This is a genomic window from Paenibacillus brevis (assembly GCF_018919145.1).
In the GTDB taxonomy this organism is placed as follows: domain Bacteria; phylum Bacillota; class Bacilli; order Paenibacillales; family Paenibacillaceae; genus Fontibacillus; species Fontibacillus brevis.
This window is the reverse complement of the sequence record NZ_JAHLQJ010000009.1, coordinates 46,731-62,182: the sequence shown is the minus strand read 5'-3', so window position 1 is coordinate 62,182 and position 15,452 is coordinate 46,731. Positions and strand designations below refer to the sequence as shown.

Genomic DNA, 15,452 nt, shown 5'->3' with positions numbered 1-15,452 from the left:
TAACTACAGCTGCTTCACCTTCTGCTTCAGCTCATTTACAAGCTGCATAGCCTCCAGTGGTGTCATATTCATTAAATCGCAATTCTTAATGGTATTAACAATTTGCTTCAACCCGCTGTCATCCTGTATCGGTTTGCTCTTTCTTTCCACAGGCTCATCGCCAAAAATAGAGAGCTGCACAACATCGGATGTTGGCGGGACTTCAGGTGCAATTTGCTTGTCCGGCAAAGACCCTCCCGCCTCTGATTGGACAGGGAGATCCCCTACTGCAACCGCTGCGGCCGCCTGCTCCAGGCTCTGAAGCAGCCCGTACGCACGCTCGATGATGCCATTCGGCAGGCCCGCAAGTCTGGCACAATAGATGCCATAGCTTGTGTCGGCCGCCCCGGGCACCAGCTTGCGCAGAAAGTGCACCTTATCCCCGCTTTCCTGCACAGCCATGCGATAGTTGCTTAAGCCTGACAGACTGCTCTCCAGATGGGCAAGCTCATGAAAATGCGTGGATACCAGTGCCTTGCAGCCGATATGATGATGGACATATTCAATGACAGCCTGGGCAATGGCCATCCCTTCGCTTGTCGAGGTTCCCCGGCCCAGCTCGTCAATGATAATCAGACTTCTTGAGGTGGCTTTTTCGGTCATAATCTGGATGTCGGCCATTTCCACCATAAACGTGCTTTGCCCGCCGATCAGGTCATCTGCTGCCCCTATTCGGGTGAAAATCCGGTCCACAACCGGAATCTCCGCCTTGGCCGCCGGCACAAAGCTGCCGATCTGGGCCAGGATGGAGATCAACGCCACCTGACGCATATACGTACTCTTCCCGGCCATATTAGGTCCGGTAATCAGGAGAATGCTGGCCTTGTCTTTTTCCAGCGCCGTTCCATTATCTATAAATGAGGCATCCTTCATGACGGTCTCGACAACAGGGTGACGTCCCTGCTCGATCCGCAAATCATACCCGTCCGTCAATTGCGGACGCACATATCCGCCGTCCGCCGCTACTGCGGCGAGCGCGCACAGGACATCGATCTTGGAGAGCTGCTCGGCGAGCAGCTGCAGACGCTCGATTTGTCCGGCTATCTGCTCCCGCAGCTCGCTGAACAAGCGATATTCCAGATCGGCCATCTGCTCCTCAGCCTCCAGAATAAGCGTCTCCTTTTCCTTCAGTTCAGGGGTTACAAAGCGTTCGGCATTGGCGAGCGTCTGCTTGCGCTCATAGCGTCCTTCAGGCAAAGAACTCAAATTCGATTTGGTCACCTCGATATAATAACCAAACACCTTGTTGTAGCCGATTTTAAGCGACTTGATGCCGGTATGCCGGCGTTCTGCCGCTTCCAGCTCGGCAATCCAGCGCTTGCCGTTGCTGCCCGCCTCACGCAGCTCGTCTAGCCGTTCATGATACCCGTTGCGGATGACGCCTCCATCTCTGACCGATACCGGGGGATCCTCCGCGATTGCCGCATCGATCAGATCAGCCAGGTCGCTGCATACATCCATTTCTTCCGCCAATTGCCCTAATGTTGCCGAGCCGGAGGATTGACACAGCTCCTTAATGCCCGGAGCCTTGCGCAGGGATAACTTGAGCGCATTCATATCCCGGCCGTTCGCACTTCCGAAGGCGATTCGCCCGGTCAGCCGCTCCAGGTCGTAGACCTCCTCCAGGGAAGCCCGCAAATCCTCACGAACGATAAAGCCGTCGCGAAGCTTCTCCACCGCCTCCAGACGGGCTTCGATCTCAGCACGCTTGAGCAGCGGCTTATCTACCCAGCGACGAAGCAGACGCGCTCCCATCGAGGTCTCGGTCCGGTCGAGCAGCCACAAGAGCGATCCCTTCTTGGAACGCTCTCTGACCGTCTCCACCAGCTCCAGGTTCCGCCGGGTAAAAGGATCGAGAATCATATATTGCTCCGGCTCATAGGAGGAGAACTTGGTCAATTGCCCCAGAGAGCGCTTCTGCGTCTCGCTAAGATAACCGATTAACAGAGAGATACAGCTTCGGCGTTCATTTTCAAGACGAATCCAGGCAGCCTCGCCGAACTGCTTGCGGGACAGCTCCTCCTTGCCTTTATCCCATGCAGTATAGACCACGCTTTTGCCCAAAGGAGCAGCTTGTCCTTCAATATAGGAGAGCAGTGCTTCATCCCCGATCAGCTCGGAAGGATCGTAGACACCAACCTCTCCCTTGAGCCATTCCCAGCTCGACGGCGAAGAGGTGACATACAGCTCCCCTGTGGACAGATCGCAGGCAGCCAGCGCCATCGTGCCGTCCTGCTCAGTCAAGCAGACGAGATAGTTGTTGGCGCCTTCTCCTATCGTTTTGCCCTCCATGACCGTTCCCGGGGTCACGACGCGGATAATCTCCCGCCGGACGACCCCTTTGGCCGTAGCCGGGTCTTCCACTTGCTCGCAGATGGCCACCTTGTATCCCTTCTCGATCAGGCGCTGGATATAATTCTCCGCCGAATGATAGGGAACGCCGCACATCGGGATTTTCTCCTCGACTCCGCCATCCCGTCCGGTCAGCGTAATCTCCAGCTCCTTCGAGGCAAGCAAGGCATCCTCAAAAAACATCTCATAAAAATCGCCCAGCCGGAAAAAGAGAAAAGCATCCTGAGCCTGGGCTTTTACACTCAAATATTGTTCGATCATTGGGGTATATGTAGCCATTCGCAACCTCCAAATTCCCTTTCATAGATCTCTATTATACCAGAAAGGCGGTCAGGGTTACGAGTGAAATTACAGCCTCCACATCAGCCGGATATCTGCCGACTCATCCCAGGTTGCACCGGAGGAAATTGCGTCAAGCAATGGATCGATATAGCTTTGATAGCGTTCGTAAGCAGGAAGCTCCCTTAACCTGCGTGCCAATGGCGGCCATTCTCGTGCCAATACTGTCTTCGTCCCCCGGTAAAAAGCTTTCCGCACCTCATTAAGCTCAAGCGGCCGTTGATCAAGCTCTCTATAGCTTTCAGTAATGGCCCTGGCTAGTGCGACAATTCCTTTTGTCACCATAGGAGAGATCAGGAAGCTCGGCAGGGTTCGATATTCGAAGCCTCCGTAATCCTGGAGCCTGTAATCACCAAGACTCCCATAGCGCGGACGGCGACGGGCACTCCGCTCATCCTCTAGAAGCGCCACCGGCAATGCCAAATAATTATCAAGCACTCGAAGCAGCTCTCCGGATAGCGGAACACCGCTGAAATGCAGATGTCCTCCCAATGGAAAGCCTTGCTGCGGCATCCCTCCCGCCTGCCAAATCAACTGGTCATCAGATATCGCCGCACGTGCTGTACGGAACGCTGCCAACAGATGAAGGACGACCTCTCTAGGCTCCGAGCCAGGTTTAGGACGCAGCTCAGCAAGCGGAAGCATTCTTCGTCCCCGGTACCTTAACACATCACAGCCTGCTACTCCCTGGCGGTCCAAATACCGGGATGCCGGAATGACCTTGCGGGTGTCCGGGTTATACAGCAAAAATTCCGGGTCCATCCCGATCAGGGGGACCGGCAATTCCGACTGCCATTGACTCAGCAGCTGCAATTGCTGCCTCATCGCATCTGCCATCCGCCATTCCCAGCCTGGAGACCGCCAATCTGTCCCGTCCGCCACATGCTCCACAATAGATTGGCCGTCCCCATCAGTGCGGAGCATCACCTCTCCGTAGTCAAGGCCTAGCGCATATAAGGAGTGAACAGCCGTCCTCGACAACCGCTTCCAGAGTGGAGAGCCGGGTACAGGAGCGGCAGCGGATTGCGGCAGCGCCATGCCGCTTAATGCGTCTTCACCGTTCCAAGGAACCATTTGAAGAGGCTGTAAATGATACACCTGAACCAGATACCGGCGATAGTACCCTTTTATAGCAGGCCCCCTGCTTAACTCCGAGGAAATCCCTTCCATGCGTAGCCGGGATTCCATTTGCTTAACACTTCGGTTTCTAACTAGCCCGGCGCCGAAGTTCATCGGCCACTCGCACAGATCTCCTCCTGCATCAGCATCCGCAGGTCCATAACAAAGACAGTTATCCTGCAATCTAACCCGCCCGTTATTCCATCTGTCTTTCGTACCAAGCCGTCCTTCGCGAAAGACCTGTAGGCGGTCGTCGGCAAGGTTCAGCACTCGGAAAGGTCCTTCGTTACGGTTCAGAGCAAGGATCAGCTTTCTTTTCATCTCCGCATTCAGGGACGGGAGTACAAGCACATGGCGGACGCTCATCACAACGACTCTCCTTCATCTTCTATATCGGATATAACGGCGATTGCGGAATCTTTCTTCCCTGCTTAACTCTTGTTCAAAAAGTCAGCTTTTCAGCACCGAGAAGGTTGCGAGAACCCGAATCAACCTTTTGAAGCTCTTCGCGATGGAAAATGACTTTTGGGCTACCTCTATAAACAAAAAGAGGGCAGCCGCCCTCGACGACGACGCCCCTGCCGCATATAGTAGACCATACTAACCATCCATCATTGTTGCCGGGAAGCTGTGAGCGGCTCCTCGCAAGAGATGTCCGCAGTCCTACAGCTCGTCGTCGAGGAGGTCTGGATCCAGATCTTCGTAGTCGTCGAAATCGGATCCAAAGTCGTAATCCTTATCTCCGTCGTCACTGCCCGGTACGACAAGCACATTCAGCTTGGTCTCGGCCACAAGCTCTACGGCGAACTCGCGCTCCACGCGAATCGCAACCCGGCCGTCCCCGGTCACATTCGCTTCAACCGTGCTCGGCTCCTGCGTTGCCTCCGCAGTCACTTCCACGGTTGAAGCACGATGTCTGCTGTCCAGATAGCTGAGCGGCACATGTTCAACGTACGATACGGTTTCTTTGGCAACCTCTGTCTGCGAGTTTCTGTCGTAGGAGTACCAAATGTTGATATCGTAAGTACCAATAACTTCAATTCCGTCACCCGCGGCAACCGCTTCATACTGGTGGTTAATAATCCAGGCCCCCAGAATGCTGGTCGGTTTGTGAGGCGGACTCACGGTATGTGTTACGGTAGAGAACTTACGACCTTTTCCGCAGATCGCTTTCGTGATAATCTCTCTACTTTGATATTTCAATGACATGGTTTTATTCCTCCTCCATACATCATTCATTACATATGTATGCAAGAGCTGGGCTAATGTTCCAAGTTATAAAAGAAAAATACAGATATAGAAGCTATATATGTTGAACTAGTAAGTTTTACGTTCTGAGGGCAACGTGTGAAGCGTGCTTACGATCGCTGTTGTCCATGGATTTCTCTGATTGAACTAAGTCATTATATAAAATTTTTCTCATGCATCACCTGCAGCACGTCATTGTACCGATGCAAAAGCGGTGCCTGAGCTCCGTGCCTTATCCTTCTTGGATATCTCAAGGTAGTGGGCCAACTCGCGGCAAAGCTGGAGAATGGCTGAACGAATCTCAAATTCTTCCCGGGTCGACGGGAGCTCCATCCGCTTGAATTGCTGCTCCAGCTCGGCCAGCATCCGTTCTGTCTCGCCGATGTATTCATAACTGCTCACGTCTCTGCTCAGCGTATCGAAGAGAATGGCCGTAATTTCCCCTTGCGGCATTCGTTGGTAGACGAGGGAGATCAATTCAAGCATGCTCTCAATCCGTACAAGCTGTTCCTTTCTCATGTAGAAATAGATGCTCCAGGATTCGCTTGGCGAAATCAGTTGATTTTCCAGCGCCCGGTTGGCAAGGCTGAGCCCATCCTGAACGGCTCTCTCTGCCTCAATCATTTCCTTGCCGTCCCACACATGGTAGGGATCACGCAGGGATAATGCAAAGTGACCGAAGATGACCGAGAACAATCCGTCTACCTTGCTGCGAATCTGCTGCAGCTTGTCCTCCGCTTTTGGCATATATGCCATATTGACCAGCATAGCCGCGCCAAGACCGATAACGAGCAGCTCAATTTGGGTAAGCAGCACATGCCAGCTTAGCTCTTCGCCCCCAAACACCCGAAAGACCACGACCGAGCTGGTTACGATCCCCTCTTTGAAGTTTGCTTTTGAAATCAGCGGGAAGGCAATCAGAATGTATATAATCAGGCTCCAGATATGGAAGCCCAGCAAATAAAAGATGGCAAAGGCGACAGCCAGTCCCAGCAGAGAGGCAAAGAAGCGCGAGGACACCGTCATAATGCTCCGTTTACGTGTCACATCCACGCCTAATATCGCCAGTAATCCGGCGGACAAATGCCCCTCCACCCCTGTCCAATCTGCAATAATAATGGCAATCAGTGTTGCGACTGCTGTTTTAATGATCCGGAATCCCATGAAACCACCCTTAGTCATAATTTGTTGGCTTTTGCTATAACATCGTACCTTTTTTTACCGAAAGCGACAATACGAAATCGGGGGCTCCACAGAGTTCCTTGCTTGCAGACGGCAAGGAGCGTTCACCGCTCCTTGAGCAGCTTGCGCTCCACGTAGACCACCATCTGATACATAGCCGTTGCCACTACAGCGATTATAACCAGACTCGACAGGACCAGCGTGAAATTAAACACCTGAAACCCATAAACGATCAAATAACCGAGACCGATCTTGGCGACCAAAAACTCGCCGACAATAACGCCGACCCAGGACATGCCGACATTCACTTTGAGTGTAGAGACGATAGCTGGGAACGAGGCGGGCAGAATCGCTTTGACAAATACATCTCTACGGTTCCCGCCAAAGGTCCGAATAACCTTGATCAGATTGGAGTCCACTTCGTTGAAGCTGTTGTAGACAACTAATGTGGTTACAATAACCGTAATCGATAGCGTCGTCACTACAATCGCGGTAAAGCCCGCGCCAAACAGCACGATGAAGATCGGCCCCAGCGCAACCTTGGGCATGCTGTTGAATACAACCATATAGGGGTCAAGCACTTTTGATAGAAAAGGCGACCACCAAATAAGGACTGCAATCAATGTACCAACCAGCGTACCCAGCAGGAAGCCGACAGCCGTCTCTCCCACCGTCATGAACAGATGCGGCCACAACTCCCCGGTCACGATATCCTTGACGATCTGGGCTCCTACTTTCGAGGGATAGCTGAAGATCAGGACATCAATCCATCGCAAGCGTCCTGCAAGCTCCCAAAGTCCAATCAGGGATAAGAGCAACAACAATTGAGTCGCAAGCACCTGCCGTGCCATCCGCTTCTTGCGCTTACGATGCTGCAGCCATTTCTCCTTGATCCACAGTTTCCGATCACTTTCTTCTCCGCTGACAGGCATGGAATTCAATTCCGGTTCCCCCTCTCTTCCTGTGACTCGAGATCCCGCCAGATTTCATGGAATAATTCATTAAATCCGGTCTCTTCCCGGGCGTAAAAGGGCTGAGCCTTCCGGATGTGTTCCGGGATCTGATACATGCTGCGAATTCTTCCGGGGCGCGCCTCAAGCACAATGACCCGGTCACTGACCGCGATCGCTTCCGATAAATCATGGGTAACGAGCACGCCGGTCTTGCCGCGCTGGCGTAATGTGTCCACGACCAGATCCTCCAATTGAAGCTTGATTTGATAATCAAGCGCCGAGAAGGGCTCATCCAGAAGAAGCAGATCCGGATTTGTCGCGAGGGTGCGAACCAGTGCCACACGTTGCCGCATCCCTCCGGATAGCTGATGGGGATACTTATCCGCCGTATTTTCCAGTCCGAGGCCATTCAAGAGCTCAAGGACCCCCTCCCTGCTCCGGTCATCCAATCTCCCCGTCAGCTCCAAACCAAGCAGTGCATTGTCAAGTATGCTCCTCCATGGAAACAAGTAGTCTTGTTGAAGCATATACCCCACCTCAGGCGAGGGGCCGCTAACCGGTTTGCCGTGCAGCAGAACCTGGCCCCGAGACGGGCGGATTAATCCGGCAATGACGGACAGAAGTGTGGTTTTGCCGCAGCCGCTTGGGCCGACCAGGCTGATCAGCTCTCCGGAGTACACTGACAAATCAAGTCCCTCCAAAGCCAATACCGCTTCACGGTCGGTCACATAGATCAGATCCAGATTCCTTAATTCAACGACAGGTACTGCATTCATTGCATACACCCTCCTTTCCGGCCGTTCTGAACTATTCAGCGGATTGCAATGCCTTCTCGCCAAAGGAGTTATCCGCTACCTGGTCAAGCTCTACTCTGCTCTTGAGTTCACCTGCACTGTCCATCACATCCAGGAGGTTATTCCAAGCTGATTCATGAAGCACCGGAGACTCCGCATAAGAGCCTTGCTCCAAATAACGCTTTACAGAGCTGACAAGAATGTCTTCATCCGTGTCCTTGAAATAAGGGGCAATCGTCTTGGCCGTTTCTTCCGGCGAATGATCGCGTACCCATATTTGCGCCTTATGAATAGCGTTCGTAAACTTTTGAACCGTGTCTCCATGTTTTGCAATGTAGCTCTGCTTTGTCATGAATACCGTGTAGGGAAGCCGCCCGCTTTCCGTCCCGAATGAGGCAATAACATGCCCCTTTCCTTCGCGTTCAAATATTGAGGCCTGCGGTTCGAATAGCTGCACATACTGCCCTGTGCCGGAAGCAAAGGCAGCAGCAATATTAGCAAATTCAATATTCTGAATCAGTTCCAGATCCCCTTGCGGATCAATACCATGCTTCTTCAGCGTGAACTCTCCTGCCATTTGCGGCATGCCGCCCTTTCGCTGTCCGAGGAAGGTGCTTCCCTTCAGCTCGTTCCAGTCAAAGTCTCCTGCTTGCTTTCTTGCTACCAGAAAGGTCCCGTCCGTTTGGGTTAACTGCGCAAAATTAATGACCGGGTCCTCCGCACCTTGCTGATACACATAAATCGATGTTTCTGCACCAACTAAGGCTACATCAATCGCCCCCGACAGGAGCGCTGTCATCGTCTTGTCTCCGCCTGCTGTGGTCTGCAGTTCTACTTCAAGCCCTTCTTCCTTGAAAAATCCCTTCTCCAACGCCACATATTCGGGCGCATAGAATACCGATCTCGTCACCTCGCCAATCCGGACCTTCTGTGCCGTGCTTCCGTTGCCGCAGCCGCTGAGCATACCGACAAGCAGAACGACCAGTGCGATGGCAAGCACATCATATCTTTTGAACGACATGCTATTCACCTCTTTCATGCAATATAGGTATTTACCATGGTTCAATGTATGCGGCACAGGAAGGAATGGTTAAGCCATACGAACGCAAAAAAGGCAGGGAGCTGAACTTAAGCTTCCTGCCAAAAACAATCTTATGCTATTGAACAGCCTCTATTAAATACCGTAGATCGCTTTGAATTTTTCCTCCAGATAAGCTGCAAGATAATCCGGATTCAGCGGCTCACCCGTAATATTCATAATAATCTCGGCAGGCTTGAGACTCTTGCCGTGTTTATAAATTTTCTCGGTCAGCCACTCCCTGATCGGTGCGAAGTTGCCATCTTCCACAAAGCCGTCAAATTGCGGAAGCTCCTTGCGTAATGTATTTGTAATCTGTGCCGCATACATATTTCCAAGCGCATAAGATGGGAAATACCCGAAGCTTCCTCCTGACCAATGCACATCCTGCAATACCCCGAGTCCGTCATTTGGCGGTGTGAGTCCCAGATAAGCCTTGTACTTCTCATTCCATACCTTAGGCAGCTCGCTGATAGGCAGGCCTTCGTTGAAGATCATCTTCTCAATCTCATAGCGGATAATAATGTGCAGATTGTATGTCAGCTCGTCCGCTTCGGTCCGGATTAAGGAGTTCTCTACCCGGTTGGCCGCACGGTAGAACTGGTCTGCAGTCACGTCCTTCAGCTGCTCCGGAAAGTGCTGTTGCAGATCTCCGTAATATCTTGTCCAGAATGCCTGGCTTCGGCCGATGATATTCTCCCAGAAACGGGACTGGGATTCATGAATGCCCATCGAGGTTCCCTGGCTCAGCGGTGTGCCTGCCAGCTCAGGAGAGACATTTTGTTCATACAAGGCATGACCGCCTTCATGAAGAGTACTGAACATCGAGCTGGTAGGATCATCCTGCAAATAATGCGTAGTGATCCGAACATCCCCCTGATTCAAAGTAATCTCGAAAGGATGCACCGTCTCATCCAGACGCCCTGCCTCAAAGTCATAACCAATTTGCTCGAGCAGGAAAAGCCCTATCTTTTCTTGCTGTCCTTTATCATACAGCTGATTCAAGAACGGAGCCTCCGGCTTGTTCGGTGAAGATGTGATTGCATCCACCAGTGGGACGACTCGGTCACGGAACTGTCCGAATACCTGATCCAGCTTTTCTACAGTCAAATCGGGCTCATACATATCCAAGAGCGTATCATAACGGGTATCCTTCGGTCCCCAGTAGTCAATAAACTCTTGCGTCAGCTCCACAATTCGGGTCAAGTAGGGCTCAAAACCTGCGAAATCATTGTTTTCCTTGAAATCAGCCCATAGGGTCTCCGCATGCGCAGTAAGCTCAACATACTCCTGGTACTTCTCCGGAGGAATTTTAACGCTGCGGTCGTATTCTTCTTGAACCAACTCCACCAGTCTGCGGCCTATCGCATCCAGCTCGCCGAGCACGGTGTCATGGTTAAGGTAGCTCAAATATTGTCCCATTTCAGGCGAGGTTTGAAGCTTGAATGCTTCAGTCGAGAGAAGTCCGATGGTCTCAGACCGCGCTTCGGCTCCCTTTCTCGGCGCACCTGTACGCAAATCCCAGTGCATCAGGCTAACAGCCTCTTGGTAGCTGCTGATTTTACGCAAGAGATCCAGAAATAATTTCCATTGTTCTGCCGTTTCCTGCTTCATGAATACTACCACCTCGGTTTCATGATTTTTCTATTCTTCTTGATGATACTTTTTACAAACCGTATAATCAAATTTTGAGAACACTTATTTGCTTACCCAATTGCCAAAGGTCGCTAACAATGGACAAAAAAAAAGGAGGAGATTCTTTTGAACCAGCTGCAATCAATACTTGAGCACAACCGGGAGTTTGTCGCCAATAAGGAATATGAGTCGTATATTACCGACAAGTTTCCGGAGAAGAAGATGGCGATCGTCACTTGCATGGATACACGGCTGGTGGAACTTCTTCCGAAAGCAATGAATTTGCGTAATGGAGATGCGAAGATTATCAAGAACGCTGGCGCAGTTATTTCCCAGCCCTTCGGTAGTGTCATGCGTAGTCTTCTCGTAGCGATCTATGAACTGAAAGCCGCGGAGGTATTTATCGTAGGTCATACGGGGTGCGGGATGGCAGCACTTAATGCTGACCGGGTCATTCACTCCATGCAGGATCAGGGAATCTCCGATGAGGTGCTTAGCACACTGGAGAACTCGGGCATTAAACTGCGCAAATGGCTGCGGGGCTTTGATAATGAAAAAGAAGGCATCATTCAGACGGTGAACATCGTCAAGAAACATCCATTGCTCCCTCCGCACATTCCTGTGCATGGCCTGCTGATTGATTCAACAACAGGGGCTCTGGAACTGATCATCGATGGAAACAACGCATAAGAAAGTGAAGGTGAACATTGGCTATGAACTTTAATGAATTGCCGGATCGTCGTGGAACCTTCTCATACAAATGGGATCAACGGGAGAAGTTGTTTGGCGGCGAAGATGTCTTGCCGCTTTGGGTAGCCGATATGGACTTCAAATGTTCTCCCGCGATTGTCGAGGCCGTCGTAGCAAGGGCGTCCCAGGGGATCTACGGATACACAATCAAGAGCCAGGAATATGTGAACGCGATCACAGGATGGTTCCAAGGCAGACACCAATGGATGATCGATCCTTCCTGGCTGACGGATTCTCCGGGCGTCGTTCCTTCCTTGAGCATCGCTGTCCGTACTCTTACCTCTCCCGGCGACCAGGTGATCGTAATGTCACCGGTTTATAATCCTTTTTATGATGTGATTGTAAAAAATGAACGAAGCATTGCGGATAGTCCCTTGATCCTTAAGGATGGGCGCTATGAAATGGATTTTGTCACGCTGGAAGAGCACATGCAAGCCGGTGCAAAGCTGCTTCTGCTCTGCAGTCCCCATAATCCCGGGGGACGCGTATGGACGAAGGAGGAATTGCTTCAGCTCGGAGAACTGTGCATCAAATACGATGTGCAAGTCGTTGCAGACGAAATTCACTGCGACCTCGTCTTTGATGGCAACAAGCATTATCCCTTTTCTTCCTTGTCATCCGCCTTGGCTGAACGGACCGTCACCTGCCTGGCCCCATCGAAGACGTTTAATATTCCCGGATTGCAGACTTCGTTCGTCGCTATCTCCAATCCTAGTCTGAAGCGTCTTTTTGATGGAGAGGTCTCCGCTCTGTCCATCGGCTCGGTCAATTTCTTCGGACCTACCGCAACCATCGCTGCTTATACCCAAGGAGAGCCATGGCTGGAATCGGTATTAACCTATGTCAAGGATAATCATGATTATGCCATTCAATATTTAGGCGAGCATTTACCCGGCCTGATTCCGATTCCTTCGGAGGGAACCTATCTCCTCTGGGTGGACTGCCGTTCTTTAGGACTTGCCCCCGCCGCATTGAAGCGGTTAATGTACCGGGATGCCAAAATAGCCTTCAACGAAGGCTCGATTTACGGCAAGACAGGCGAGGGCTTCCTTCGCATTAACCTGGCTTGTCCTAGAGATGTACTGGCCGAGGCGCTCACGCGCTTTACGCAAGCTGTCGAACGTATCGGATCTTAATGAAATATATAAGCTGAACTATAAAACTGCGTAAAAAGGGCAAAAGTGTGAAGTGTGCTGAAGTGAAAGCTTTCCGCAAGAAAGCTGCTTCGGGATGAACTGAATTCCCTATGCATCGAATGTCCTCCTTCCTCATACATCAATGGTATAGAGGAAGGAGGGATGTCGGTGAGTTACGGTTCTTCGCTGGAACAGCGAGCCCTATTCTTCGCCGCAATTTGCGGACAGACTTATGTCCAATTCAACAATCCGGACGGCGTCTTCGTCGTGCCGTTATCCTATCAATTCCACGATTCAATTCTCGCAAAATCTATATCCGGAACCACGGAACGGTTTGGCTTCATTTTGGAGTCGCCCGAGGAGATCATTATCGCCTTTCGCGGCACAAGCTCGGCCCAAGACTGGATTTCAGATTTCATCGCCTCTCAAAAGCGCTATCCCTACCTCAAGGGGCCAATATACTCACATAAAGGCTTCACTGACATTTACGCTTCGTCCAGAGACAAATTAATCGCCTCGATTCGTAAGCTGCCTGCTTCTAAGAAGCTGTATATTACAGGCCATAGTCTCGGCGGGGCCTTGGCGACCTTATGCGCCTTGGATCTAGCCGCCAATACCTCTTTCACTTCTATCCAACTATTTACCTTCGGTTCTCCCAGAGTTGGGGATCCAGCGTTCAGCAAAGCCTGTGCCAATTATGTCTCTGACAGCTATCGCATTGCTAATCTGTTTGATATTGTGCCGCTTGCTCCTCCCAACGTCTACAAACCGCCCAAGCAGGAAGCGGTCTACTATTTTAGCCATGTAAAATCTCGCTGGATGCTGGAATTCCAGAACGGCTCGGTCAGCCTGAATCATGTGATCAGCAGCTATTATGATGAGCTTGCCAGGCAGAATCCCGAGTATGCTGCTTATTTAAGCCGTCAAAATCCTGGATTTTGCCCCCAATAAGAAAAAGCATAAATACCCGCTGCTGTACCGCACCGGGTATTTATGCTTCATTATACTCGTTATTCAATTGTCTTCTGTCCTCCAACTGTCAACCAATCCATATCCAAGACATGGTGTTCATTGATTTGACTTCCGAATTTTCTCGCACTCCTGTCGGGCGGTAGTTCCATGTCCTGCATACAGGGGTGAGTTCCCGCGTACACGATGTTCACAAGCCGCGCTGTCACGGTCGCGTCTTATCAGGTGAATCCATCGTTATGATTGTACGCTTCGCTTTCCCTTTTCCATCGGAATCGCGCTCCTTCTTAGCAAGTATTCTTGCATGGAATGGAAAACTCTTGATACGCATCATCATCGGAACCCCTTGTGAGCAGGTACTTTTGATGATGTCTTTATTCTACCTCTAAACACTTAAAATTTAAAGGTTTGTAAGCGCTCTTATTTAAGCATTCTGCGCTCTGCATGGACATGAACGAAGCTCAGTGAGATCATCCATACTTTTCCTCATTATTTCTACCAATTTCGAGCATTTTCATATAGGCAAGCAAGGGCTTTTCCGTATGAAAAAGCCCTTTAATCCAATTAAATATTTGAGCTCTCAAGTGGTTTTCCTATCTCCACAAGCTGTTTGTTCCGGGACAATAGCAGAGATATAACGATCATCAACAGCCCGGTTCCTATGAGTAGCCATTCAATGGCAATGACATCCGCAATCGGTCCGAATATCAGCATGCCGATCGGCATCATCGAGGTTGAGATCATGCTGAAAATCCCAAAGATGCGGCCGAGATAGCTCTCATCTACCCTCTCCTGTATCAATACTGTTGTCGGCGTATTAAAGAGTGGCACGGCAATCCCAAAGGTGCCCATGAACAGCAGATACAGCCAAAAGAACGGCGCTAGACCGAGGGCAAATGTGCAGATAGCCATGATCAGGCTGGCGAAGGCCATCGTATGGACTTTATTGCGGAATCCGCCCCAGGAAGCGATAATTGCGCCGCCGGCCATCATGCCGATTGAGAAGGCGATCTCAATCGCTGTGAGCCGCCATACGTCGTCTCCGAAGGTTCTGGTAACCTGAAGCGGGGTCAGGAAAGAGGCTGGAGCCATCAGAACGAAGAAGACAGCAAAGAAAAGGAAAAAGGATTTTAGATAAGGATGCTGCTGAATATAAGTCAGGCCTTGTTTGAAATCTGCCAGATAGCTCGTCGTTTGCTCGGCAGACGCCTTTACATGCACAGGAATTTTAAAGAACAGGAGCAGCGTCAGGATAGCAATCGCTGCTGTAATCACATCAATAAAGAAGATCGCTTCCAGTGTAGCCATAGTAAGCAATGCTGCACTGGCCATAGGGGCAACGAACATCATGATCGCCTGTAAAGTTCCATTTACGCCATTGACTTGAGTCAGCTTGTCAGCAGGGACGATTTGCGGCAATATGGCTCCAACCGCAGGGGTTTGAATACCGGCTCCGACCGCACGAATCGCGGACATGACAAATAACAGCCAGATCTCCTTATATCCCGTCAGGAATACAATAGCAAGAACGAATGTAGAGATGGCAATCATGGCATCTGCTATAATAATCAGCTTTTTTCGGTTATAACGGTCAGCCCATACGCCAGCAACCGGTGACAGAAGGAACGTCGGGATGAACCCGCAAACAATGAACAAGGTCATCATCAGGCCCGACTCGGTTGTCAGTGTGATGTGCCACATGATCGCATACTGCACAAGTGAAGATCCAAACAGCGAAATCGTTTGGCTGCTTAAAAACAGAATGATATTCCTTTTCCAATTCTCCATAAAAAACCCCCGATATATTGTTTACGACGTATACTGTTTATAATGTACACTACTATAATTGTTATGACAA

General features: G+C 50.7%; 12 protein-coding genes. 3 read left to right on the top strand and 9 right to left on the bottom strand.

Annotated elements, in window-relative coordinates:
• Positions 1 to 3: 3 nt before the first annotated feature.
• From mutS to KQJ23_RS11585, 8 genes are all read right to left on the bottom strand, one after another.
• Complete coding sequence (gene mutS / locus KQJ23_RS11620; protein WP_216479053.1) at positions 4 to 2,670, bottom strand: DNA mismatch repair protein MutS; 2,667 nt, start codon at positions 2,668 to 2,670, stop codon at positions 4 to 6.
• A gap of 69 nt (positions 2,671 to 2,739) precedes the next feature.
• Complete coding sequence (locus KQJ23_RS11615) at positions 2,740 to 4,215, bottom strand: putative amidoligase domain-containing protein (RefSeq protein WP_216479052.1); 1,476 nt, start codon at positions 4,213 to 4,215, stop codon at positions 2,740 to 2,742.
• Between the two features lie 297 nt (positions 4,216 to 4,512).
• A complete protein-coding gene (cotE, locus tag KQJ23_RS11610; RefSeq protein WP_044478799.1) occupies positions 4,513 to 5,058 on the bottom strand; it encodes an outer spore coat protein CotE in 546 nt (181 codons plus the stop codon).
• 231 nt (positions 5,059 to 5,289) lie between these two features.
• A complete protein-coding gene (locus tag KQJ23_RS11605; RefSeq protein WP_216479171.1) occupies positions 5,290 to 6,261 on the bottom strand; it encodes an aromatic acid exporter family protein in 972 nt (323 codons plus the stop codon).
• Positions 6,262 to 6,383: 122 nt separating this feature from the next.
• Positions 6,384 to 7,211, bottom strand: coding sequence for an ABC transporter permease (locus tag KQJ23_RS11600; RefSeq protein ID WP_216479170.1), 828 nt, complete (start codon positions 7,209 to 7,211; stop codon positions 6,384 to 6,386).
• Between the two features lie 5 nt (positions 7,212 to 7,216).
• Positions 7,217 to 8,008, bottom strand: coding sequence for an ABC transporter ATP-binding protein (locus KQJ23_RS11595; RefSeq protein ID WP_216479051.1), 792 nt, complete (start codon positions 8,006 to 8,008; stop codon positions 7,217 to 7,219).
• Between the two features lie 31 nt (positions 8,009 to 8,039).
• Positions 8,040 to 9,047: an ABC transporter substrate-binding protein gene (locus KQJ23_RS11590; protein WP_216479050.1), complete on the bottom strand. Its 1,008-nt coding sequence runs from the start codon at positions 9,045 to 9,047 to the stop codon at positions 8,040 to 8,042.
• A gap of 153 nt (positions 9,048 to 9,200) precedes the next feature.
• On the bottom strand, positions 9,201 to 10,718 hold the full coding sequence (locus tag KQJ23_RS11585) for a carboxypeptidase M32 (RefSeq protein ID WP_216479049.1): 1,518 nt from the start codon (positions 10,716 to 10,718) through the stop codon (positions 9,201 to 9,203).
• A gap of 147 nt (positions 10,719 to 10,865) precedes the next feature.
• Between KQJ23_RS11585 and KQJ23_RS11580 the strand changes: the two genes are divergently transcribed.
• From KQJ23_RS11580 to KQJ23_RS11570, 3 genes are all read left to right on the top strand, one after another.
• Positions 10,866 to 11,429 (top strand): beta-class carbonic anhydrase, encoded by a 564-nt coding sequence (locus KQJ23_RS11580; RefSeq protein WP_216479048.1) that lies wholly within the window; start codon positions 10,866 to 10,868, stop codon positions 11,427 to 11,429.
• Positions 11,430 to 11,446: 17 nt separating this feature from the next.
• Positions 11,447 to 12,625: a MalY/PatB family protein gene (locus tag KQJ23_RS11575; RefSeq protein WP_430522296.1), complete on the top strand. Its 1,179-nt coding sequence runs from the start codon at positions 11,447 to 11,449 to the stop codon at positions 12,623 to 12,625.
• A gap of 162 nt (positions 12,626 to 12,787) precedes the next feature.
• Complete coding sequence (locus KQJ23_RS11570) at positions 12,788 to 13,576, top strand: lipase family protein (protein ID WP_216479046.1); 789 nt, start codon at positions 12,788 to 12,790, stop codon at positions 13,574 to 13,576.
• Between the two features lie 582 nt (positions 13,577 to 14,158).
• Here KQJ23_RS11570 and KQJ23_RS11565 read toward each other — a convergent pair.
• Entirely contained in the window at positions 14,159 to 15,382 is a 1,224-nt protein-coding gene (locus KQJ23_RS11565) for an MFS transporter (protein ID WP_216479045.1), read from the bottom strand.
• Positions 15,383 to 15,452 lie beyond the last annotated feature (70 nt).